A 20,522-nucleotide genomic window follows, 5' to 3' on the forward strand; every position below is an offset into this window, starting at 1 on the left:
TTGCCTAAAAAGGTGAGAAAGGGCGGTGATCAAGTTGCGCAGCAAAGGTCTTATCGCTTTGCTGCTGGCCGCTGTAAGCGTCATGATATCGGGCTGCCAACAACAAAAAGAGGAAACGCCGTTTTATTACGGAACGTGGGATGAGGGAATTGCCCAGGGACCCATGGATGGCGTGAAATCAGCAACAGTCACCTTTACCAAAGACGAGGTGATGGAGACGGAAGTGATTGAAGGAATAGGAGAGGTACAGCTGCCTTTTATGGCATACAAGGTGATTTCCCAAAGCACTGACGGGTCTATCGGGATTCAGTATCTCGGACCTTATTATCCGCTCAAAAGCACGCTGAAAAGAGGAGAAAATGGGACGCTGATATGGGAGCAAAATGGCCAGACAAAAACGATGACAAGAATCACATCAAAGACCGGCAAGGAGGAGAAATATGAGAAATAAAAAAGCTGAAAGACTGGTGTTAACAGGACTTATTTTACATATCATTCAGTGGATATTTATATTATGGGCTTTTCTCAAGATCAAAGACTTATTTAGTGATTATACGATCTATAACCCTAATGTTATCAGCGGATCCATGCAGTCCTTATCGTTTATACAAATGATGCGCGCTATGATGTACTCAGGGGCAATCGTGAATTATGTATTGTTTTTTGCGCTTGTATGGCTTATGTATTGTGTAGTTCTTCATGCCATCTTGATTGTTCTGGAAATGACGGCTTACGTCATGATTAGGCGGAATCCTGCATCTTCATGGGGATTCTTTTTGACGGCGGCGGGTGTGAAGCTCGCCATCTTGAATATAACCGGCATTCCTTTTTTAGCTGCCGGCTTCCTGCTAATGAAACAGGAAAAAACAGAAAACGGCGGCATGGAGACAAGTAGAAAGCGGAAACCGCGCACGCGTACTCGAAGACAAGGCCGGCGTCTAAACAGAATCCGGAGAAAATCATCTCTTCCAGTTGAATATCAAAAAGAAAAAACGATATGATGGGACTATAGCCTGAAAACGACATGAAGGAGATGCAGGATGTATAAACTAATTGCAATTGATATGGATGGAACACTTTTAAATGATCATCATGAAGTAACAGAGGAAGTCCGCAACGCTCTTCACGCGGCTAAAGCGGAAGGTGTCAAAATTGTGCTTTGCACCGGCCGGCCGATAGGGGGTGTGCGGAGATATTTAGATGAACTGAATTTAATTGAAGAAGGCGACTATGTTATTGCGTATAATGGAGCGCTTGTTCAAAATACCTATACAAACGAAGTGGTCACGGAGCTGTCTCTCGGTTATGATGATTTGACTTCATTATATGACCTGAGCTTAGAGCTGAAGACGCCGATGCATTTCTTTGACTCATCTAATTTGTATACGCCTAACCGGGATATTAGCGAATTTACCGTATACGAATCCTATGTGACGCAAGTGCCGCTTCATTTCCGCGAGATTGACGAGGTGCCAAAAGATATCCTCATCCCGAAAGTGATGTTTATTGATAAACCGGAGAACTTAAGCCACGTCATTACATCGATTCCAAAAGACGTGAGAGAAAAATATACAATGGTAAGAAGCGCGCCTTTCTTTTATGAAATTCTGCATCCGGAAGCCAGCAAAGGAAATGCCGTACGCCAGCTAGCACAGCTGCTTGGAATTGAACAAGCGGAAGTCATGAGCATAGGGGACAACGGGAACGACCTGACAATGATTGAATGGGCGGGCTGCGGCGTTGCCATGGCAAACGCCATCCCAGAAGTATTGGAAGCCGCAAACTTTCAAACACGCTCCAACAATGAACATGGTGTTGCGCATGCGATTCACGAGCTTGTTTTGGCGAAATAATGAAATCCAGCCTTTTAGGAGGCTGGATTTTTTTGTTATGGCGGCGGCTTTATTGTGCCTGTCTGGTCTGTAATCATCATCAGCCCTTTTTGCGGAATGGACGCTAAGATTTCTTTTTCCTGCTGCCCTTTTAGAACATCAGCGATGAATTATGAACCTGCATAATTTCTTATTGGCTCTGCTGCTGCAGAGGCCTGTAGAAATAAAAAGGAAGCAATCACCATAAACATCAGCATCGTACATTTTTTTCTCATGAACGAATCTTCTTGTCATTCTTTGCTTTGGGATGGATTCCTCGTTTTGATTAATGTTAATCTTTTGACGAATCTATTTGACTTTCGTTATGCTGATAAAACAAGTTGTTCACAAAATGTATGATTTTAGCCTGATTGGAAAGGGGACTGAATCAGATGTGCACAAGTCTTACATTGGAAACTGCTGACCGGAATCATTTATTAGCGAGAACAATGGATTTTGCATTTCAGCTGGGGACGGAGGTCATTCTCTATCCGCGCCGTTACAGCTGGACGAGTGAAGCTGACGGAAAGGTGCATCAAACACAGTACGCGTTTATCGGTATGGGGAGAAAACTTGGAAATATATTATTTGCCGACGGTGTTAATGAAAGCGGTTTATCTTGTGCGGCGCTTTATTTTATGGGATATGCGGAGTACGAAAAAACGAGACGGGAAGACGGCGTTCAAATTGCCCCGCATGAGTTTGTAACATGGGCGCTGTCAGTTTGTAAGTCTTTGGAAGACGTAAAAGAAAAGATCCGCTCTTTAACGATTGTGGAGAAGAAATTAGAGCTATTGGATACCGTTTTACCGCTACACTGGATATTGTCAGACCGGACGGGACGCAGCCTGACGATAGAACCGAGAGCAGACGGCATCAAAATCTATGACAATCAACCAGGTGTCATGACGAACAGTCCCGACTTTTTATGGCATGTGACCAATCTTCGGCAATATATAGGAATAAGGCCGAAACAATTCGAGAGCAAGGAGATGGGCGGCTTGATGCTATCCGCTTTTGGCCAAGGCTCGGGTACAGTGGGTCTGCCGGGAGATTATACACCGCCTTCACGGTTTGTCAGAGCTGTTTTTCTGAAAGAACATCTAGAGCCAGCAGCAGATGAAACGAGAGGTGTATCAGCTGCTTTTCAGCTTTTGGCAAACATGGCGATACCCAAGGGTGCTGTGATAACGGAAGAAGACGAGATTGATTATACGCAATATACTTCTGTGATGTGCAACGACACGGGAAACTACTACTTTCACCACTACGACAATCGGCAAATCCAAAAAGTAAGTTTATTTCATGAAGACCTTGACTGTCTGGAGCCTAAAGTGTTTTCTGCTAAAGCAGAAGAAAATATTCTAGAGCTTAATTAAGATTCAATAAGCTGATTCCGGTATGAATCCGGGATCAGCTTATTTTTTTGTACGATGTCACAGCTTCTGAATCATTGGCAAAATGGACCGTGCTAAATCTACAACGCCGATCACGCGCAAGCTATATTTATATAAACTTTGGATCAAAACTGAGTCTCAGCATCATCAGACTAGTTTTACGAGTACACAGGTTGCACAAATGCCGCCCCATGATTCCACGAGATATGAAAAATTTGATCTTAACTCATTGACAAACGCCTAAGACAAGGGTACATTTTGATTTATTCATATTAAACGACTAGGAATATAGGTGTTTATTTTTCGGATTTTTCAGCCTAAAACATGATAAAAGGAGTAACGTCATGACAAGCAAAAAGAAACAAATCAAATTAGGGGTTTTTCTAGCGGGTACAGGACATCATGTGGCGTCTTGGCGGCATCCGGACGCGCCTGCCGATGCGAGCATGAATTTGGATTATTTTAAAGAGCTTGCGAAAACAGCGGAGCGGGGCAAGCTGGATATGCTGTTTTTAGCGGATAGCCTATCAATTGACAGCAAGTCTCATCCAAATGTGTTAACAAGGTTTGAGCCATTCACCTTGCTCTCTGCTTTGGCGCAGGTAACATCAAGAATCGGACTGACAGCAACAGCTTCCACTACATACAGCGAGCCGTTTCACATTGCCAGACAGTTTGCGTCATTGGATCATCTGTCTAACGGCCGTGCCGGATGGAATGTCGTCACTTCGTCTATTGAATCAACAGCGCTGAATTTCAGTGGTGAAAAGCATCTTGAACACCATTTGCGCTATCAGCGGGCAGAGGAATTTGTCGAGGTTGTAAAGGGACTTTGGGATTCATGGGAAGAGGACGCTTTTATCCGCAATAAAGAAACAGGTGAATTCTTTGAGAAGGAAAAAATGCACGAGCTGAACCACAAAGGAGAATATTTCTCGGTTCGCGGGCCTCTGAACGTTTCAAGAACGCCGCAGGGCCAGCCGGTCATTATCCAGGCAGGATCATCAGGAGACGGAAAAGCACTGGCTGCCAGAACAGCAGAAGTGATCTTCACAGCGCAAAACCACCTGGAATCAGCTCAAGATTTTTATCAATCGATTAAAGAGCAGGCTGCGGAATTCGGACGTGATCCAGAAAAAATTGCAATCATGCCGGGTATTTTCCCGATCATTGCTGATACCGAAGAAGCAGCGCAAGCCAAATACAAGGAGCTTCAAGATCTGATTATTCCATCTGTCGGTCTGCAAATTCTCCAAAATTATTTAGGAGGAATTGATTTGTCAGCATATCCGCTTGACGGGCCGCTGCCGAAGCTTGACGCAGATGCTTCCAATGCGGTGAAGAGCCGCTTCAAGCTTGTTCAGGAAATGGCTGAACGTGACAATATGACGATACGCGAGCTTTACAAATACGTTGCAGGCTCCAGAGGCCACCATATCTTCGTCGGCACGCCGGAGCAGCTCGCCGACAAGATGCAGGAATGGGTGGATAAGAAGGCATGTGACGGGTTTAACATCATGCCTCCGCTTCTTCCGGAAGGAATTGAAGTGTTTGTTGATCAAGTGGTTCCGATTTTACAGGAGCGCGGGGTGTTCAGAAAAGAATATGAAGGCACTACATTGAGAGACCACTTCGGTTTGGAAAAGCCGGTAAACCGTTATGCAAAGTAAGGAGGAACGCTAGATGAAGGCACAATATCGTCTTGCAGTTGAACGTGATGCCGAACAGCTTCTAGAGCTGACACTGCGGGCTTATGAACCGATTCGAAAGCTCGGTATTCGTTTTGCTGCCGCTCATGCGGATCTGGATTTGGTGTTAAATAACATCGGGAAAAACGCCTGCTACGTCATGGAAGAGGACGGGCGGATCATCGCGACCATTACCTTAAGAATGCCTTGGGGACAGCAGCCGGGACCGTATGGCGTTCCGCATATCTGGTGGTTCGCTGTGGACCCTGACACCGGTCAAAAAGGAGTCGGAACAAAGCTGCTTCAATGGCTGGAGGAAACAATCCTCCGCGATACGTTAAAGGTTCCGTTTGTCTCACTCGGAACAGCGGATAAGCATCCGTGGCTGATTGAGATGTATGAACGAAAAGGGTATGTCCGCTCAGGTGAACAAGACCTTGGCAAAGGGCATATGACAATCTATATGAAAAAACAATTGCGAAATGACCTATAAAATAGAAAAGGCGGGAAATCAAATGAAAATGAAAAAATGGACTGTGCTGTTCGTTGCTGCATTATTAGCGGTGCTCTCAGCTTGCGGCAATGGAAACAGCAGCAGTAAAGAGGATGACAATGTACTTCATGTCGGTGCGACAGGACAAAGTTACCCATTTGCTTATAAAGAAGACGGAAAGCTGACAGGTTTTGATGTGGAAGTGATGGAAGCGGTCGCGAAGAAAATTGACATGAAACTGGACTGGAAGCTGCTTGAATTCAGCGGGCTGATGGGAGAGCTTCAAACAGGCAAGCTTGATACCATTTCCAACCAGGTAGCTGTGACTGATGAACGTAAGGAAACGTATCACTTTACTGAACCATACGCTTATGCGGGAACACAGATTGTTGTCAAAAAAGACAATCATGACATCAAGTCAGTAGACGATTTAAAAGGGAAGACAGTCGCTGCCGTTCTCGGTTCAAATCACGCAAAAAATCTTGAAAGCAAAGATCCTGATAAAAAAATCAATATCAAAACATACGAAACACAAGAAGGCACGCTGAAGGATGTCGCTTACGGCCGTGTAGACGCTTATGTCAACAGCCGAACTGTGCTGATCGCGCAAATGAAGAAAACCGGATTGCCGTTAAAGCTTGCAGGGGATCCGATTGTGTACGAACAAGTTGCATTCCCATTTGCCAAGGACGACGCACACGATAAGCTCCGCAAAAAAGTTAATAAAGCGCTTGATGAATTGCGGAAAGACGGAACACTGAAAAAGCTTTCCGAAAAATATTTTAATGAAGATATCACAGTAGAACAGAAGCATTAAGAAACGGCGGTGAATCACCAGAATGAACACAATTGATTGGGAATTCATGATATCAGCGTTCCCGACTTTAATTCAGGCCCTTCCGATCACCTTGTTTATGGCCGTAGCGGCTATGATTTTTGCCATTATCGGAGGACTTATTCTCGCACTTATCACAAAGAACAAAATTCCAGTGCTTCATCAGCTGTCAAAGCTGTATATATCCTTTTTCCGGGGCGTGCCGACACTTGTGCAGCTGTTCTTAATCTACTACGGGCTGCCGCAGTTATTTCCAGAGATGAGCAAAATGACAGCTCTCACAGCTGCCATCATCGGGTTAAGTTTAAAAAACGCCGCTTATTTGGCAGAAATCTTCCGTGCCGCCCTCAATTCTGTTGATGAAGGGCAGCTGGAGGCATGCCTGTCTGTCGGCATGACAAAACTTCAGGCATACAGACGGATTATTTTGCCGCAAGCCGTCCGAAATGCGATTCCGGCAACGGGAAATACATTTATCGGACTACTCAAAGAAACCTCACTGGCCTTTACATTAGGGGTCATGGAGATGTTCGCCCAAGGGAAGATGTACGCTTCAGGAAACCTCAAATATTTTGAGACGTACTTAGCGGTTGCGATTGTCTATTGGGTTCTTACCATTATCTACAGCATTTTGCAGGACATGTTTGAACGCGCCATGAGCAAGCCATACCGGACTTAGAGGTGAAATCAGTTGATAACAGTAAAAAATATTCGCAAAGCGTTTAAAGATCTCGTCGTGCTCGACGGAATCGATCTAGAAGTGAAACGCGGAGAAGTAGTGGCGATCATCGGTCCGTCCGGTTCTGGAAAATCAACGCTTCTCCGGTGCTTAAATCTATTAGAACGTCCGGATCAAGGCCACATTGAAATCGGAGAAGCCAAACTGAACGCGGAAAAGTTCACACGCAAGGAAGCACACCGGCTTCGCCAGCAAACGGCCATGGTCTTTCAAAACTACAATCTGTTTAAAAATAAAACGGCTCTGCAAAACATTACAGAAGCTTTAATCGTGGCTCAACACAAATCACGCGACGAAGCGAAACGCATTGGAATGGATATTCTGAAACAAGTTGGTTTAGAGCATAAGGCTGACAGCTATCCGATCACAATGTCCGGCGGCCAGCAGCAGCGAATCGGCATCGCGCGGGCACTTGCGGTCAATCCGCATGCGATCTTGCTGGATGAACCAACTTCGGCGCTTGACCCTGAGCTCGTCGCAGGGGTGCTTCAGGTCATCAAGTCCATTGCGGAAAAACAAACAACGATGATCATTGTTACACACGAAATGGCGTTTGCGAAAGAGGTCGCTGATAAAGTGATTTTTATGGCAGACGGCCATATTATCGAGCAGGGAACGCCAGAAGAACTGTTTGACCATCCGAAAAACGAACGGACGAAACGATTTATCAAGCAGGTGGGAGAGCCTGCAGAGCTTATATAAGAAAGGGAGAAGAACAATGGCCGACAAAACGTTTCATACCCGTTTAATCAATATGCGGCGTGATCTTCATGAACATCCTGAACTGTCATTTCAAGAGGTTGAAACGACGAAAAAAATCCGCCGCTGGCTTGAAGAAGAACATATTGAGATTCTTGACGTTCCTCTATTGGAAACAGGCGTGATTGCGGAAATCAAAGGGCACGAAGACGGACCCGTGATAGCGATACGAGCTGACATTGATGCGCTCCCGATCCAAGAACAGACGAATCTGCCGTTTGCATCTAAGGTTGACGGTACGATGCATGCGTGCGGACACGATTTTCATACAGCTTCCATTATCGGCACGGCCATTTTGCTGAATCAAAGAAGAGCCGAGCTGAAAGGTACTGTCCGCTTTATTTTTCAGCCAGCGGAAGAAATTGCCGCAGGAGCAAGAAAGGTAATCGAAGCTGGCGTACTTGATGGCGTTTCCGCGATTTTCGGCATGCACAATAAGCCGGATCTGCCTGTCGGGACCATAGGTGTAAAAGAAGGTCCGCTCATGGCAAGTGTTGACCGATTTGAGATCGTCGTCAAAGGGAAAGGCGGACACGCCGGCATCCCGAATAACAGTATTGATCCAATCGTTGCAGCCGGACAAATCATCAGCGGCCTGCAATCTGTGGTCAGCCGCAACATCAGCTCATTGCAAAACGCGGTCGTTAGTATTACAAGAGTACAGGCGGGCACTTCGTGGAACGTGATTCCGGACCAGGCTGAAATGGAGGGGACGGTTCGAACCTTTCAAAAAGAAGCGAGACAGGCTGTTCCGGAACATATGAAACGAGTGGCTGAAGGAATTGCCGCGGGCTATGGGGCACAAGCAGAATTCAAGTGGTTTCCTTATTTGCCTTCCGTTCAGAATGACGGCACATTTTTGAATGCGGCATCCGAAGCTGCGGAACGGCTTGGCTATCAAACTGTTCACGCTGAGCAGTCTCCGGGCGGAGAAGACTTCGCTCTGTATCAAGAGAAGATCCCGGGATTTTTTGTGTGGATGGGAACGAACGGTACGGAGGAGTGGCATCACCCGGCCTTTACATTGGATGAAGAAGCCTTGACGGTTGCATCTCAATATTTCGCTGAGCTGGCTGTTATCGTACTGGAGACCATCAAATGAGCAGACAAGGGCTGACAGCAGGTCTCGCGGAGGCTGTGAGAACGTCACAGCCTGAGCGTGCAATTGCCGCGATGCGTGAAGCAAAAAAAGGGTTACTCGATTTTACAGCCGCTTCATTCGCAGGAAGAGAAGATAAAGGAATTCAAAAGCTCCTCCGCCTGATAGAGGATGAAGGAGGCGCGTCCCTTGTTCCTATTATCGGGCAAGGAAAAAAGGCCGCGCCATTACAATCCGCGATGCTCAATGGATTTATCGCCCATGCATTGGATTTTGATGATGTCCACTCCGATGTAAGAGGACACCCCAGTGCTGTCATCGTGCCGGCTCTTATAGCTTCTGCCGCTCGCGGATATGACGAGCGGCTTCTTGGCGCTTATATTGTTGGTGTTGAAGTGATGGCAAGGCTGGGAGAATCGATTGGCAGCCGCCACTATGAAAAGGGCTGGCATAATACAGGAACGCTTGGCGCGATCGCTGCTGCCTGCGCCGCAGGTTACGCAGAGGAACTGACTCAGGAAGAGCTGGAAAAAGCCATTGGTTTTGCAGCAACGCAATCTGCCGGGATGAGGGTGCAATTTGGGACAGAAATGAAACCGCTGCACGCCGGGCTGGCGGCTCAGGCTGGCTTGCTTGCCGTTAAGCTGGCCCAATCAGAATTCGGCGGGTCCCGTACGGCACTTGATGGAGATACAGGTTTCTTCGGCCTGTACGGTGATTTAGAAAAAGCACAAAACACGTTGCTAAACCGTTGGGGCGCATCATGGAGAATCGTGAAGCCTGGCCTATGGTTTAAGATTTACCCATTTTGCTCTGCGGCACACCATGCTGCAGATGCGGTACGAAAGCTTGTCTCTGAAGAAGCTATTTCTGCTGCCAATACCGAGCGGATTGAAGTGATTTTTCCGCCAGGCGGAGATGCTGCATTGACGGAAAGATCGCCGAAGACTGGAGAGGAAGGCCGTTTCAGCGTTGAATATGTGATTGCTCTTGCTTTGCACGGACATGAGCTGAACGCTGAGCATTTCAACAGCCAGCCGATCCCAAGCGTCATTCAAACGACAATAGGGCATATTCAGCGAGTATATGACAATGCCATTCAGCCGGCCCCTCATGCCGTTCCAAAAGGCCGTTTCACGATTGTCCGGGCCTATTTATCAGACGGCCGGATTTGCGAAGCGCGTGTGGACTGTCCAAAAGGAGCCCCAGGAAACGAGCTGTCTGAAGAAGACATAAAAGAAAAATTGACATTAACGGTTCCACATGAAAAAGCACGGCACATCATAACAGCCGTTGAGAAAGCCGATATAAAAGAATTTTTAGCGCATATTGGATAAGATTCAGCTCTACTAACCGATTTCAGATGATATGATAAAACCAATCATACGTTTGAAAAAGGAGAAACCATGACGGTGAATGACGCGGTTGTATTCATTTTGGCTGCCTTTTTACTATTGGGAGCGGCGGATTATTGTTTGGGAAACAGGTGGGGGCTTGGCGAGCGGTTTGCCGACGGCTTCAAGGCCATGGGGCCGCTGGCGCTGTCCATGATCGGAATTGTGTCGCTGGCACCCGTGCTGGCAGCTATCCTGATTCCCATCGTCTCTCCGGTTTATACAGCGATTGGCGCCGATCCTTCATCCTTTGCGAACACTATCTTGGCCATTGATATGGGAGGATATGCGCTCGCTGGAGAAATGGCGAAAGATCCACAAGCCGGATTGTTTTCATGGGTGTTTTTAGGAACGATGATGGGACCGGCTATTGTCTTCACAATTCCCGTCGCTCTAGGCATCATCGAAAAAGAGGATCACCCGTACTTTGCAAAAGGCATTTTAATCGGGCTGTGTACAGTGCCGATCGGGTGCTTAACCGGCGGATTATGCGCAGGCCTTAACATCATCATGATAGGTCAAAACCTCCTGATTCCGAGTCTTTTATCTGCTGTGATCGCTTTTGGATTATGGCGGTACACCGATATCATCATTCGGTTATTTCATCTCTTCGGGAAGGCTGTCAGTATGGTTGCAATTATCGGGCTTGCAGCTGTCTCCGTTGAAACGATGACTGGCATTGTGCTGATTCCAGGGATGGAAAACGTCGAAACAGGGATACAAACGACAGGGACCATCGCCATTGCGTTGGCAGGGGCGTTTCCGATGACCGCCTTTATCACAAAAGTCTTTAAAAAGCCTCTTCAGGCACTGGGGAGATGCTTTCATTTAGATGAGACAGCAACAGCAGGCTTGGTGACTTCTTTGGCTCATCATATTCCCATGTTGGCTTCATTAAAAGATATGACGCCGAGAGGAAAGGTCATCAATGTCGCGTTTTCGGTTAGCGCAGCCTTTGTGCTTGGCAGCCATCTCGGTTTTGTAGCCGGAATGAAAAAAGAAATGGCGGCTGCTATGATCATTGGAAAATTAGCGGGCGGAATCACAGCTGCCGCAGCGGCTGCTTGGATGACGCCTGCACAGTCAGCTGACTAGCAAAAACATGTCTCAGCCAGCCATAGCTAAGGCAGCAGCTGTTTCAATTTTGTCCAATCGGGAATGTTACAGTAAGGATTCTGTGAAAGAGGGTTGGACACATGGCCGTGAAAGACCAGTACATGTCAAAAATCAAACAGGAAACCAAGCCTTGGGTCAAGCGATTCGGGAGGCTTGGTTATTTTGCATTCGGCGGCGTGTTTATCCTGCTCGGGATTTTAGCATGTATGACGGCAGCTGGGGCGGGCGGCGCAAAAGATTCGAGCGGAGCGCTCCAAACGTTATCACGCATGCCGTACGGGTCATTCTTGCTTTTTTTCATTGGCGTCGGTCTCGTCGGTTATGTGATCTGGATGGTGCTGAGCGCGCTCAAGGACACGGAAGGCCACGGAACAAGCAGGCGCGGCCTGACGCGGAGAACAGGAAACTTTTTCAGCGCCGCCGTTTATGCATCCATTGCTTGGAATGCCTTGCGCTTTGTGTTTGGCCAAGGAGACGGCGGCACTTCAGAACAGACGTGGTCCGCTTATATATTGGCCCAGCCGTTCGGCCAATGGCTCACAGGGCTTACGGGTGCTGGTTTTATCCTATTTGCGATCGTTCAATTTGTGAAGGGTGTCCGGGCTGCTTTTATGAAAGAATTCGATACGTCGAAAATGGACAAACACATGATATGCATCGCGAAAAACACCGGGCGAGCAGGCAATATCGCCCGGGCCATTATTTTCTCAGCTATCGGCTATTTTCTCATCAAGACAGCCATGACCGCTGATCCTGACGATACAAAAGGCTTTGACGGCGCGCTCGCCGAACTCGCGCAGCAGCCGCATGGTAAAATGATTCTGTCTATATTAGCGTGCGGGCTGATCCTATATGGACTTTACGCCATTATGAAAGGGATTTATCAGCATATGACATGGGAGAAGTAAGCTCTGGACAGGTCCGTGTTTAGAGCGTTTTTCAGTTTCTCAGAAATCAGGTGGATGAAAGCTGGGGCCAGCCTGTATAATAAAAGCAAATCGAAAGCAGTTTCATCATGAACTGATCCAAAGGGAGGTGCAGAATGGATCGGGAAAAACAGCAATTAAGCATAGAAGCGGCAAGGCTTTACTATCAGTCTGACTACAGTCAGCAGCAAATTGCTGAGCAGCTCAACATTTCAAGGCCGACCGTTTCCCGGCTGCTGCAATATGCAAAAGCAAAAGGGTTTGTCCAGATTCGCGTCTTGGACCCTTTTGAGGATTTGGATGCGCTCGGTTCCATGCTTGAAGAGAAATACGGGCTTCTCGAGGCGCATGTTGTATTTTCTCCGACACCTGATTATGCAGGAATTACACATGACCTAAGCCGCTATGGTGCAGAATATATGCATGAAACGGTGAAAGACGGCGACATTGTCGGTGTCAGCTGGGGAACCACGATGTATCAAATTGCGCAAAATATGCAGCCGAAGCAGGTAAAAGGCGTCGAGGTCGTCCAGCTGAAAGGCGGCATCAGCCATTCCCGGGTAAACACGTATTCCGCTGAAACGATTCAGCTGTTTGCAGAGGCATTTCAAACGATGCCGCGCTATCTCCCGCTTCCCGTCGTGTTTGATAATGCCGATGTGAAGAAAATGGTGGAGAAAGACCGTCATATTGAGCGGATCATCGAGATGGGCAAGCAGGCGAATATCGCTCTCTTCACGGTGGGAACTGTCCGTGAAGAAGCGCTGTTGTTCCGGCTCGGATACTTTAACGAAGAAGAGAAAGCCCTGCTGAAAAAACAGGCCGTCGGGGATATCTGTTCACGCTTTTTTGATGCGAAAGGAAATATTTGCAGCAGAGCCATCAATGACCGGACCATCGGCGTTGAGCTTGAAGACCTTAGGCTGAAGGAACGCTCGATTTTAGTGGCCGGCGGGAGCAGAAAAGTGTCCTCCATACACGGTGCATTAACCGGAAAATATGCCAACGTTTTGATCATTGACCAGCATACTGCAAGGGCGCTTGTTAATGATTTGTGACACGTGCAAACCGTTCGTTGAACAAAATTTCAATTACCAATTTACATATGTTCAAAAGTCGGTTATGCTAAAAAATATCTTAACAAAAAAGGAAGTGTGCGAAGGATGTCATTAGCTAACATAATTGATCATACAGCTTTGAAACCGCATACACAAAAAGCGGAGATTCTAACATTAATTCAAGAAGCAAAAACATACAAATTTGCTTCAGTATGTGTCAATCCGACATGGGTAGAGCTTGCTGCAAAAGAGCTTGAGGGAACTGGAGTTGACGTCTGTACGGTCATCGGCTTCCCGCTCGGTGCCAACACAACTGAAACAAAAGCGTTCGAAACAAAAGACGCGATTTCAAAAGGCGCCACTGAAGTGGACATGGTTATTAACATTGCGGCGTTGAAAGACAAAGAAGACGATATAGTTGAAGCGGATATCCGCGGTGTGGTGGAAGCTGCAGCCGGAAAAGCGCTTGTCAAAGTCATTATCGAAACGTGCCTTCTGACTGATGAAGAAAAAGAACGCGCGTGCCGTTTAGCGGTTTCTGCGGGAGCGGATTTCGTGAAAACATCAACGGGATTCTCTACAGGCGGTGCAACGAAGGAAGATATCGCCTTAATGCGCAAAACGGTAGGCCCTGATATCGGCGTGAAAGCATCCGGCGGCGTCAGAACGAAAGAAGATGTAGACACAATGGTCGAGGCGGGAGCGAGCCGAATCGGCGCAAGCGCAGGCGTTTCCATTGTAAAAGGCGAAAACGCATCAGGCGGAGACAACTATTAAGAAGTAGACGGAAGGCACATTGCTTTCCGTTACTCTTCTATCTTTTCTGGGGAAGTAGTTATTGTAAGCGAATACAAACAAAGGAGAAACACATATGAAGTATTTGATTGGGATAATCGGTTTGATCGTGTTTTTAGGCCTTGCGTGGATCGCAAGCAGCGGGAAAAAAAGAATTAAGATCCGCCCAATTGTTGTTATGCTCATTCTGCAATTTATTCTCGGCTACATTCTCCTCAATACCGGGGTAGGGAATTTCCTCGTAGGAGGATTTGCAAAAGGATTCGGTTACCTGCTTGAATACGCGGCAGAAGGAATCAACTTTGTGTTTGGCGGCTTGGTGAATGCGGATCAAACGACATTCTTTATGAACGTTCTCTTGCCAATCGTGTTTATTTCCGCCTTGATTGGGATTCTGCAAAAATGGAAGATCCTCCCGTTTATTATTAAATATATCGGCCTTGCCCTCAGCAAGGTAAACGGTATGGGAAGACTGGAGTCGTATAACGCAGTTGCTTCAGCCATTTTAGGGCAGTCAGAAGTATTTATCTCCTTGAAGAAAGAACTCGGTCTTTTAAATCAGCAGCGCTTGTACACGCTTTGCGCTTCTGCGATGTCAACCGTATCAATGTCAATCGTCGGCGCATATATGACGATGCTGAAACCGGAATATGTCGTAACGGCACTGGTCTTGAACTTATTTGGCGGTTTCATCATCGCTTCAATTATTAATCCTTATGATGTGAAAAAAGAAGAGGATATGCTTCGTGTCGAAGAAGAGGAAAAACAATCCTTCTTCGAGGTACTCGGAGAATACATCCTTGACGGCTTCAAAGTAGCGGTGGTCGTCGCTGCGATGCTGATCGGATTTGTTGCGATTATTGCCTTAATTAACGGCATTTTTAATGCAGTATTCGGTATTTCCTTCCAAGGCATTCTTGGATATGTGTTTGCTCCATTCGCTTTTCTTGTGGGTATCCCATGGAACGAAGCAGTTAATGCGGGAAGCATTATGGCAACAAAAATGGTATCGAATGAATTTGTTGCCATGACGTCGCTAACGCAAAACGGCTTCCATTTCAGCGGCCGTACAACAGCGATCGTATCGGTATTCCTTGTGTCATTTGCGAACTTCTCCTCGATCGGTATCATTGCCGGTGCCGTAAAAGGACTGAATGAAAAGCAAGGAAATGTTGTCGCTCGTTTTGGCCTGAAATTATTATACGGCGCTACGCTTGTCAGCTTTTTATCAGCAGCAATTGTGGGCTTGATTTACTGAACTTAATCGAAAAGGATCGGTGACCAAACATGAGAATGGTAGATATCATCATCAAAAAACAAAACGGAAAAGAACTCACCACTGAAGAAATTCAATTTTTCGTGAAAGGTTATACAGATGGAAGCATTCCTGATTATCAAGCAAGCGCGCTTGCTATGGCGATTTTCTTCCAGGATATGAGTGACCGTGAACGCGCGGACTTGACGATGGCGATGGTGAACTCCGGTGAAACGATTGATCTTTCTGCCATTGAAGGGATTAAAGTGGATAAACACTCCACCGGCGGCGTCGGCGACACGACAACACTCGTTCTCGCCCCGCTTGTTGCGGCTCTTGATGTGCCGGTTGCCAAAATGTCCGGCCGCGGCCTCGGCCATACGGGCGGTACGATTGATAAATTAGAGGCAATCGACGGTTTTCACGTGGAACTTTCAAAGGACGAATTTATTAAGCTTGTGAACCGCGACAAGGTCGCCGTCATCGGCCAAAGCGGCAATTTAACGCCGGCTGATAAAAAACTGTACGCGCTTCGTGATGTAACGGGAACGGTCAATTCCATTCCGCTGATCGCAAGCTCGATTATGAGCAAAAAAATCGCTGCCGGGGCGGACGCCATCGTGCTTGACGTAAAAACGGGAGCGGGCGCCTTCATGAAAACAGAAGAAGACGCAGCTGAACTTGCCAAAGCGATGGTTCGTATCGGCAATAACGTCGGCCGCCAAACAATGGCTGTCATTTCTGACATGTCCCAGCCGCTCGGCTTTGCGATCGGAAATGCCCTTGAAGTTAAAGAAGCGATCGACACGCTCAAAGGCGAGGGCCCTGAGGATCTTCATGAGCTTGTCTTAACGCTCGGAAGCCAAATGGTTGTGCTTGCGAAAAAAGCTGATACATTGGACGAAGCGAGAACGAAGCTGGAAGAAGTCATGAAAAACGGCAAAGCGCTTGAAAAATTCAAGGACTTCCTCAAAAACCAAGGCGGCGACAGCTCGATTGTTGACGATCCATCTAAGCTTCCGCAAGCTGCATATCAAATTGATGTGCCTGCCAAAGAAGCCGGTGTTGTCTCCGAAATTGTCGCGGACGAAATCGGCGTTGCAGCGATGCTGTTAGGTGCCGGACGCGCCACAAAAGAAGACGAAATCGATTTAGCTGTCGGCATCATGCTCCGCAAAAAGGTCGGCGACAAGGTAGAAAAAGGCGAGCCTCTTGTTACGCTTTACGCCAACCGCGAAAACGTCGATGAAGTCGTCGCAAAAGTCTATGACAACATCTGTATCGCAGCGGAAGCGAAGGCGCCGAAGCTGATTCATACGTTAATTACGGAATAAAAATAAAGCACATCCCATCCTGAGTGGGGTGTGCTGTTTTGATTAAAGGATATGATCGATCTGATATTCTTCTTGGCTGATTTTTTTTGCTTTCTCAAACTTTCTTTTGAAATAGAAGATGAGATAGCATAGGATGATACAAGGAACTCCGCAGAAGAGTGCGATTCTTTGATTGGGATCAAAAGCAAGACCGATACAAGAAGCTGAACATAATAAAAGAGCGGCTATAGGCATAAGAGGATAAAGCGGCGTGCGAAATGTCAGATCTTTTACATTCCCCCCTTTTTTAAGAAATCTCTTTCGAAACAAGAGTTGAGACAACGCAATACTCATCCAGACCACGACTCCTGCAAATCCAGCAATCGCTACCATCACCACATATACAGTTCCGGGCGCCACGATACTGGAAACGAGAGATAAACAAGATACGGCCATACTGATCATTAAGGCATTTAAGGGAATGCCTTTAGATGTGACTTTCTTAAAACGGGAGCTGATCATGTTTTCGTTTGCTAACGACCACATCATACGGGTTGAAGCATATAGGCCCGAGTTGGCGACGGACAGCAAGGCAGTTAATATGACGAAATTCATAATATCAGCGGCATAAGGGATTCCGATCTCCGCAAATACGGCTACAAACGGGCTTTCAATCACGCCTGCTTCTTTCCATGAAATCAGCCCGGATAATACGAAGACAGCGCCAATGAAAAAAATGACTGTTCTCCATGCAACATTACGGATGGATCGCGGAATATCCTTTTGAGGATTTGCTGATTCTCCGGCTGTGACTCCGATTAATTCTGTACCGGAAAAGGCGAAGCTCACAGATATCATGGCGATAAAAACGGCGAGAAAACCATTCGGAAACAACCCTCCATGACCTGTGAAATTTGACAACATAGGAGCATCTGCCGTCCCGTTTAAAGAGATCAAACCAAACATGGCGGCTCCTCCTAAAATGATAAATAAAATGATCGTGACAATCTTCACGCTGGAAAACCAGAATTCGGTTTCCGCAAATAGCTTGACTGAAAATGCGTTGCATATGAAAAGGAGAGCTGCAAAAACCGCACTCCACATCCATACGCTGCTGTCAGGAAACCAGCGCTGCATGAGAATACCTGATGCGGTAAACTCAGAACCTACCGTCACCACCCAATTCACCCAGTACATGATGCCGACCATAAAACCGGTAGATGGCCCGATGAATGTGGTAGCATATTTTTGAAAAGATCCGGTCACCGGCATGGCGACTGACAATTCACCGAGACATTGCATGACGAGGTACATCATCAACCCGCCGATTAAATAAGCGAGTATCGTACCGCCGGGTCCAGCTTGGTTTAACGTATAACCCGTGCTGAGGAAAAGCCCTGTCCCTATGACGCCTCCCAATGAGATCATAAATAAGTGCCTGCTTTTCATCGTGCGTTTTAGCTGTTGGCCGCTGTTCTCCTGTAGATCCACCGTCTCGCCCTCCTTTTAGCTGCCATTCATTAGGCAGATGAGTTTCTCATACCCAAAATACAACCTGCCAGAAGATCACTTGAATGGGGAGCGTTTCATTCCTTTTAATGCGTGTAACAGAACGTGAGCTGCGGCTCTGCTTGTCATATCTCGAAAATCGAGGGTAGGATCAACTTCAACGATTTCAATCCCGGCAACATTGGGCTGTTGTGCGATGTACTTGACTGCTTCGAGCAATTCGTCTGTATAGAGGCCGCCCGGGCCAATCGCTGGACAGCCGGGTGCATGGGACTGGTCTAAGACATCCATATCAACGGATATAAAAATGGAGTCTGTTCTTGATTGAATATCAGGCAAAATCTCTTTTATCGTCGGGACTAGTCCTTTTTCACGAATCATGCCCATCGTGTGAATGTTCACGTTGTGTTTTTTTGCATATGCTTCATATGCCTGACTGTTGCTGAATTCTCTGATACCCAGCTGGATCAAATGTTGGCCTTCAATGATCTCTTCATCCAAAAGGCGGCGGAAGGGGGTGCCGTTTGTCGGCCCCCCGTCCTCCGTATTTCGAACATCGTGATGGGCATCAAATTGAATAACTGCTGCCGTTCCTTTTGTTTGTGCTATCGCTTTTATGGTGGAGTAGCTGATCGAGTTATCTCCCCCGAGTATGAGCGGCACCCAATCTGGATGGTCCGAAAGCAGAGCGTGCATGGTATGGAAGATTTGCTGATGTGACTTTACGATATCAGTTACATGAATGTCGATATCCCCCAGATCGTAAAGAAAATCTGATACGACATGTCCTTCAAGCTCCGCAGAATAGGCCGATGAATGTTTGAGTGCCTGGCGGATTGTTCCGGGAGCAAAGGAAGCGCCTGAATGACTGATAGAGGATTTTGATAGAGGGACACCTATCAATGCTGGCCCTTTAATACTTTGGCCGTCCCATTTTGATATCAGGTCGCTCATTTTTGTTACATCCCGGTCTTTAAACGAAGAACCTGCCTCTCTGAGAAAAGGGTATTTATCCAAGAATGGCTCCCTCCCTGTTAACTACAATTGTTCCGTTTTTCATGACTTGATGTACATGATTGACGCCGTAGTGATACGGAATATACATGTAATTCGAGGCTTGCCAAATGACTAGATCAGCTGATCGGCCGGCTTTGAGCTGACCGGCTTCTTCTCCTTTTCCTATGGCGTGTGCGGCATTGACTGTGACCGCATGCCATATTTCTTCCGCAGTCATTTTCAGATGAAGCGCGGCAATCGACATGATCAGCTGGATATTTTCAGTCGGCGAGCTGCCAGGATTAAAATCCGTTGCCAAGCTGACACATACACCTTCATCAATCATAGCTCTTGCCCTGGCGTATGTGCTTTTGCCAAGATAAAATGTCGTGCCCGGCAAGAGGACGGCGATTGTTCCTGACTCAGCCAATTTCTTTATGCCTTCGTCTGAGGCACCTACCAAATGGTCGGCTGAGATAGCCTTTAGCTCACCCGCTAATTCAGCTCCTCCAAGCGGATCAATTTCATCTGCGTGTATTTTTAACCCGAATCCCGCCTCGGCCGCTTTTCTTAAATATCTGCGGGATTGACTGACGGTAAAAACGCCTGTTTCTGTAAAAATATCTGCAAAGCTGGCGAGCTCTTGCTCTTTGATTTCCGGCAAAAGGCAAAGCATTTGATCCAGAAATTCATCCGGATTGTGTTGATATTCGGGAGGTATCGCATGGGCTCCCATAAACGTGGAGACAAGGTCAACAGGCTGGTTTTCATGCAGTTTTTTTGCGACACGCAATTGCTTCAGCTCTGTTTCTTTTTCCAAGCCATAGCCGCTTTTCACTTCAGCCGTGGTCGTACCGTAGGACAGCATTCTTTGCAGGTGAAAATGGCCTTTTTGCAGCAGCTCTTCCTCTGAAGCCGTCCTAGTGTCTTTGACAGTAGACAGAATCCCGCCGCCCTGCGCCAGAATATCTAAATATGAGATGCCCTGAAGCTTAAGATTCATCTCCTTTTCCCGAGATCCGCCAAATACAAGATGGGTGTGCGGATCAACGAGGCCCGGCGTTACAAGCCGTCCCGAACAGTCAATGATTTCGTCTGCCTCATAACCGGCTTCAGCCCCTTTTTTTCCGGCGAACACAATCTTCTGTTCATGGATGCCGACAACAGCGTCTTCGATCATATGAAGATCCTGCATGCTTTTGCCCGCACGGGGGCCGCTGCTTTCCATCGTTAAAAGCTGACCAATGTTAATGAGCATCGTATCAATTTGTTTCGGCAT

The 20,522-nt window shown here is 47.0% G+C and carries 20 protein-coding genes; 17 read left to right on the forward strand and 3 right to left on the reverse strand.

Annotated features, from left to right (window positions below):
* Positions 1–82: 82 nt before the first annotated feature.
* The 17 genes from AC0C66_RS09010 to AC0C66_RS09090 all read left to right on the forward strand — a co-directional run bounded on the left by AC0C66_RS09010 (position 83) and on the right by AC0C66_RS09090 (position 16,759).
* Positions 83–451, forward strand: a complete 369-nt coding sequence (locus AC0C66_RS09010; protein WP_072181682.1) for a DUF3255 family protein — start codon at positions 83–85, stop codon at positions 449–451.
* A complete protein-coding gene (locus tag AC0C66_RS09015) occupies positions 441–1,001 on the forward strand; it encodes a hypothetical protein (RefSeq protein WP_072181635.1) in 561 nt (186 codons plus the stop codon). The genes AC0C66_RS09010 and AC0C66_RS09015 overlap by 11 nt, the downstream gene beginning before the upstream one ends.
* A 39-nt stretch (positions 1,002–1,040) precedes the next feature.
* Entirely contained in the window at positions 1,041–1,853 is an 813-nt protein-coding gene (gene yidA, locus AC0C66_RS09020; RefSeq protein ID WP_014115757.1) for a sugar-phosphatase, read from the forward strand.
* A gap of 410 nt (positions 1,854–2,263) precedes the next feature.
* Positions 2,264–3,250, forward strand: coding sequence for a choloylglycine hydrolase family protein (locus AC0C66_RS09025; RefSeq protein ID WP_014115756.1), 987 nt, complete (start codon positions 2,264–2,266; stop codon positions 3,248–3,250).
* Positions 3,251–3,612: 362 nt separating this feature from the next.
* Positions 3,613–4,938: an LLM class flavin-dependent oxidoreductase gene (locus tag AC0C66_RS09030; protein ID WP_061186826.1), complete on the forward strand. Its 1,326-nt coding sequence runs from the start codon at positions 3,613–3,615 to the stop codon at positions 4,936–4,938.
* 13 nt (positions 4,939–4,951) lie between these two features.
* A complete protein-coding gene (locus tag AC0C66_RS09035; RefSeq protein ID WP_072181637.1) occupies positions 4,952–5,449 on the forward strand; it encodes a GNAT family N-acetyltransferase in 498 nt (165 codons plus the stop codon).
* A 22-nt stretch (positions 5,450–5,471) separates the two neighbouring features.
* On the forward strand, positions 5,472–6,266 hold the full coding sequence (locus tag AC0C66_RS09040; RefSeq protein WP_061186828.1) for an amino acid ABC transporter substrate-binding protein: 795 nt from the start codon (positions 5,472–5,474) through the stop codon (positions 6,264–6,266).
* 22 nt (positions 6,267–6,288) lie between these two features.
* On the forward strand, positions 6,289–6,963 hold the full coding sequence (locus AC0C66_RS09045; RefSeq protein WP_072181639.1) for an amino acid ABC transporter permease: 675 nt from the start codon (positions 6,289–6,291) through the stop codon (positions 6,961–6,963).
* A gap of 12 nt (positions 6,964–6,975) precedes the next feature.
* A complete protein-coding gene (locus tag AC0C66_RS09050) occupies positions 6,976–7,725 on the forward strand; it encodes an amino acid ABC transporter ATP-binding protein (RefSeq protein WP_014115751.1) in 750 nt (249 codons plus the stop codon).
* A 16-nt stretch (positions 7,726–7,741) separates the two neighbouring features.
* Complete coding sequence (sndB, locus tag AC0C66_RS09055; RefSeq protein WP_072181640.1) at positions 7,742–8,884, forward strand: N-acetyl-sulfur-metabolite deacetylase SndB; 1,143 nt, start codon at positions 7,742–7,744, stop codon at positions 8,882–8,884.
* Entirely contained in the window at positions 8,881–10,218 is a 1,338-nt protein-coding gene (locus tag AC0C66_RS09060; protein ID WP_072181641.1) for an MmgE/PrpD family protein, read from the forward strand. The genes sndB and AC0C66_RS09060 overlap by 4 nt, the downstream gene beginning before the upstream one ends.
* Positions 10,219–10,287: 69 nt before the next feature.
* A complete protein-coding gene (gene eutH / locus AC0C66_RS09065; protein WP_072181642.1) occupies positions 10,288–11,370 on the forward strand; it encodes an ethanolamine utilization protein EutH in 1,083 nt (360 codons plus the stop codon).
* A 101-nt stretch (positions 11,371–11,471) separates the two neighbouring features.
* On the forward strand, positions 11,472–12,299 hold the full coding sequence (locus tag AC0C66_RS09070; protein ID WP_072181643.1) for a DUF1206 domain-containing protein: 828 nt from the start codon (positions 11,472–11,474) through the stop codon (positions 12,297–12,299).
* 134 nt (positions 12,300–12,433) lie between these two features.
* On the forward strand, positions 12,434–13,375 hold the full coding sequence (gene deoR, locus AC0C66_RS09075; protein ID WP_072181644.1) for a DNA-binding transcriptional repressor DeoR: 942 nt from the start codon (positions 12,434–12,436) through the stop codon (positions 13,373–13,375).
* A gap of 105 nt (positions 13,376–13,480) precedes the next feature.
* A complete protein-coding gene (deoC, locus tag AC0C66_RS09080; RefSeq protein ID WP_014115744.1) occupies positions 13,481–14,152 on the forward strand; it encodes a deoxyribose-phosphate aldolase in 672 nt (223 codons plus the stop codon).
* Between the two features lie 94 nt (positions 14,153–14,246).
* Positions 14,247–15,428 carry a nucleoside permease NupC gene (gene nupC / locus AC0C66_RS09085; protein WP_014115743.1) on the forward strand — a complete coding sequence of 394 codons (1,182 nt, stop codon included), beginning with the start codon at positions 14,247–14,249 and terminating at the stop codon, positions 15,426–15,428.
* A 29-nt stretch (positions 15,429–15,457) separates the two neighbouring features.
* A complete protein-coding gene (locus tag AC0C66_RS09090; RefSeq protein WP_072181645.1) occupies positions 15,458–16,759 on the forward strand; it encodes a pyrimidine-nucleoside phosphorylase in 1,302 nt (433 codons plus the stop codon).
* Positions 16,760–16,801: 42 nt separating this feature from the next.
* On the opposite strand, the gene AC0C66_RS09095 is transcribed toward AC0C66_RS09090, so the two are convergent.
* From AC0C66_RS09095 to hutI, 3 genes are all read right to left on the reverse strand, one after another.
* Positions 16,802–18,229, reverse strand: a complete 1,428-nt coding sequence (locus AC0C66_RS09095; RefSeq protein ID WP_072181646.1) for an amino acid permease — start codon at positions 18,227–18,229, stop codon at positions 16,802–16,804.
* Between the two features lie 75 nt (positions 18,230–18,304).
* On the reverse strand, positions 18,305–19,264 hold the full coding sequence (gene hutG, locus AC0C66_RS09100) for a formimidoylglutamase (RefSeq protein ID WP_072181647.1): 960 nt from the start codon (positions 19,262–19,264) through the stop codon (positions 18,305–18,307).
* On the reverse strand, positions 19,257–20,522 hold the full coding sequence (gene hutI / locus AC0C66_RS09105) for an imidazolonepropionase (protein ID WP_072181648.1): 1,266 nt from the start codon (positions 20,520–20,522) through the stop codon (positions 19,257–19,259). The genes hutG and hutI overlap by 8 nt, the downstream gene beginning before the upstream one ends.

Source organism: Bacillus sp. VA13 (assembly GCF_055710085.1).

What these genes read in the sequence shown, in the direction of transcription:
- AC0C66_RS09010 (WP_072181682.1), top strand. Translation starts at nt 83, where the DNA reads ATGATATCGGGCTGCCAACAACAAAAAGAGGAAACGCCGTTTTATTAC.
- AC0C66_RS09015 (WP_072181635.1), top strand. Translation starts at nt 441, where the DNA reads ATGAGAAATAAAAAAGCTGAAAGACTGGTGTTAACAGGACTTATTTTA.
- yidA (WP_014115757.1), top strand. Translation starts at nt 1,041, where the DNA reads ATGTATAAACTAATTGCAATTGATATGGATGGAACACTTTTAAATGAT.
- AC0C66_RS09025 (WP_014115756.1), top strand. Translation starts at nt 2,264, where the DNA reads ATGTGCACAAGTCTTACATTGGAAACTGCTGACCGGAATCATTTATTA.
- AC0C66_RS09030 (WP_061186826.1), top strand. Translation starts at nt 3,613, where the DNA reads ATGACAAGCAAAAAGAAACAAATCAAATTAGGGGTTTTTCTAGCGGGT.
- AC0C66_RS09035 (WP_072181637.1), top strand. Translation starts at nt 4,952, where the DNA reads ATGAAGGCACAATATCGTCTTGCAGTTGAACGTGATGCCGAACAGCTT.
- AC0C66_RS09040 (WP_061186828.1), top strand. Translation starts at nt 5,472, where the DNA reads ATGAAAATGAAAAAATGGACTGTGCTGTTCGTTGCTGCATTATTAGCG.
- AC0C66_RS09045 (WP_072181639.1), top strand. Translation starts at nt 6,289, where the DNA reads ATGAACACAATTGATTGGGAATTCATGATATCAGCGTTCCCGACTTTA.
- sndB (WP_072181640.1), top strand. Translation starts at nt 7,742, where the DNA reads ATGGCCGACAAAACGTTTCATACCCGTTTAATCAATATGCGGCGTGAT.
- AC0C66_RS09060 (WP_072181641.1), top strand. Translation starts at nt 8,881, where the DNA reads ATGAGCAGACAAGGGCTGACAGCAGGTCTCGCGGAGGCTGTGAGAACG.
- eutH (WP_072181642.1), top strand. Translation starts at nt 10,288, where the DNA reads ATGACGGTGAATGACGCGGTTGTATTCATTTTGGCTGCCTTTTTACTA.
- AC0C66_RS09070 (WP_072181643.1), top strand. Translation starts at nt 11,472, where the DNA reads ATGGCCGTGAAAGACCAGTACATGTCAAAAATCAAACAGGAAACCAAG.
- deoR (WP_072181644.1), top strand. Translation starts at nt 12,434, where the DNA reads ATGGATCGGGAAAAACAGCAATTAAGCATAGAAGCGGCAAGGCTTTAC.
- deoC (WP_014115744.1), top strand. Translation starts at nt 13,481, where the DNA reads ATGTCATTAGCTAACATAATTGATCATACAGCTTTGAAACCGCATACA.
- nupC (WP_014115743.1), top strand. Translation starts at nt 14,247, where the DNA reads ATGAAGTATTTGATTGGGATAATCGGTTTGATCGTGTTTTTAGGCCTT.
- AC0C66_RS09090 (WP_072181645.1), top strand. Translation starts at nt 15,458, where the DNA reads ATGAGAATGGTAGATATCATCATCAAAAAACAAAACGGAAAAGAACTC.
- hutI (WP_072181648.1), bottom strand. Translation starts at nt 20,522, where the DNA reads ATGCCGAAACAAATTGATACGATGCTCATTAACATTGGTCAGCTTTTA.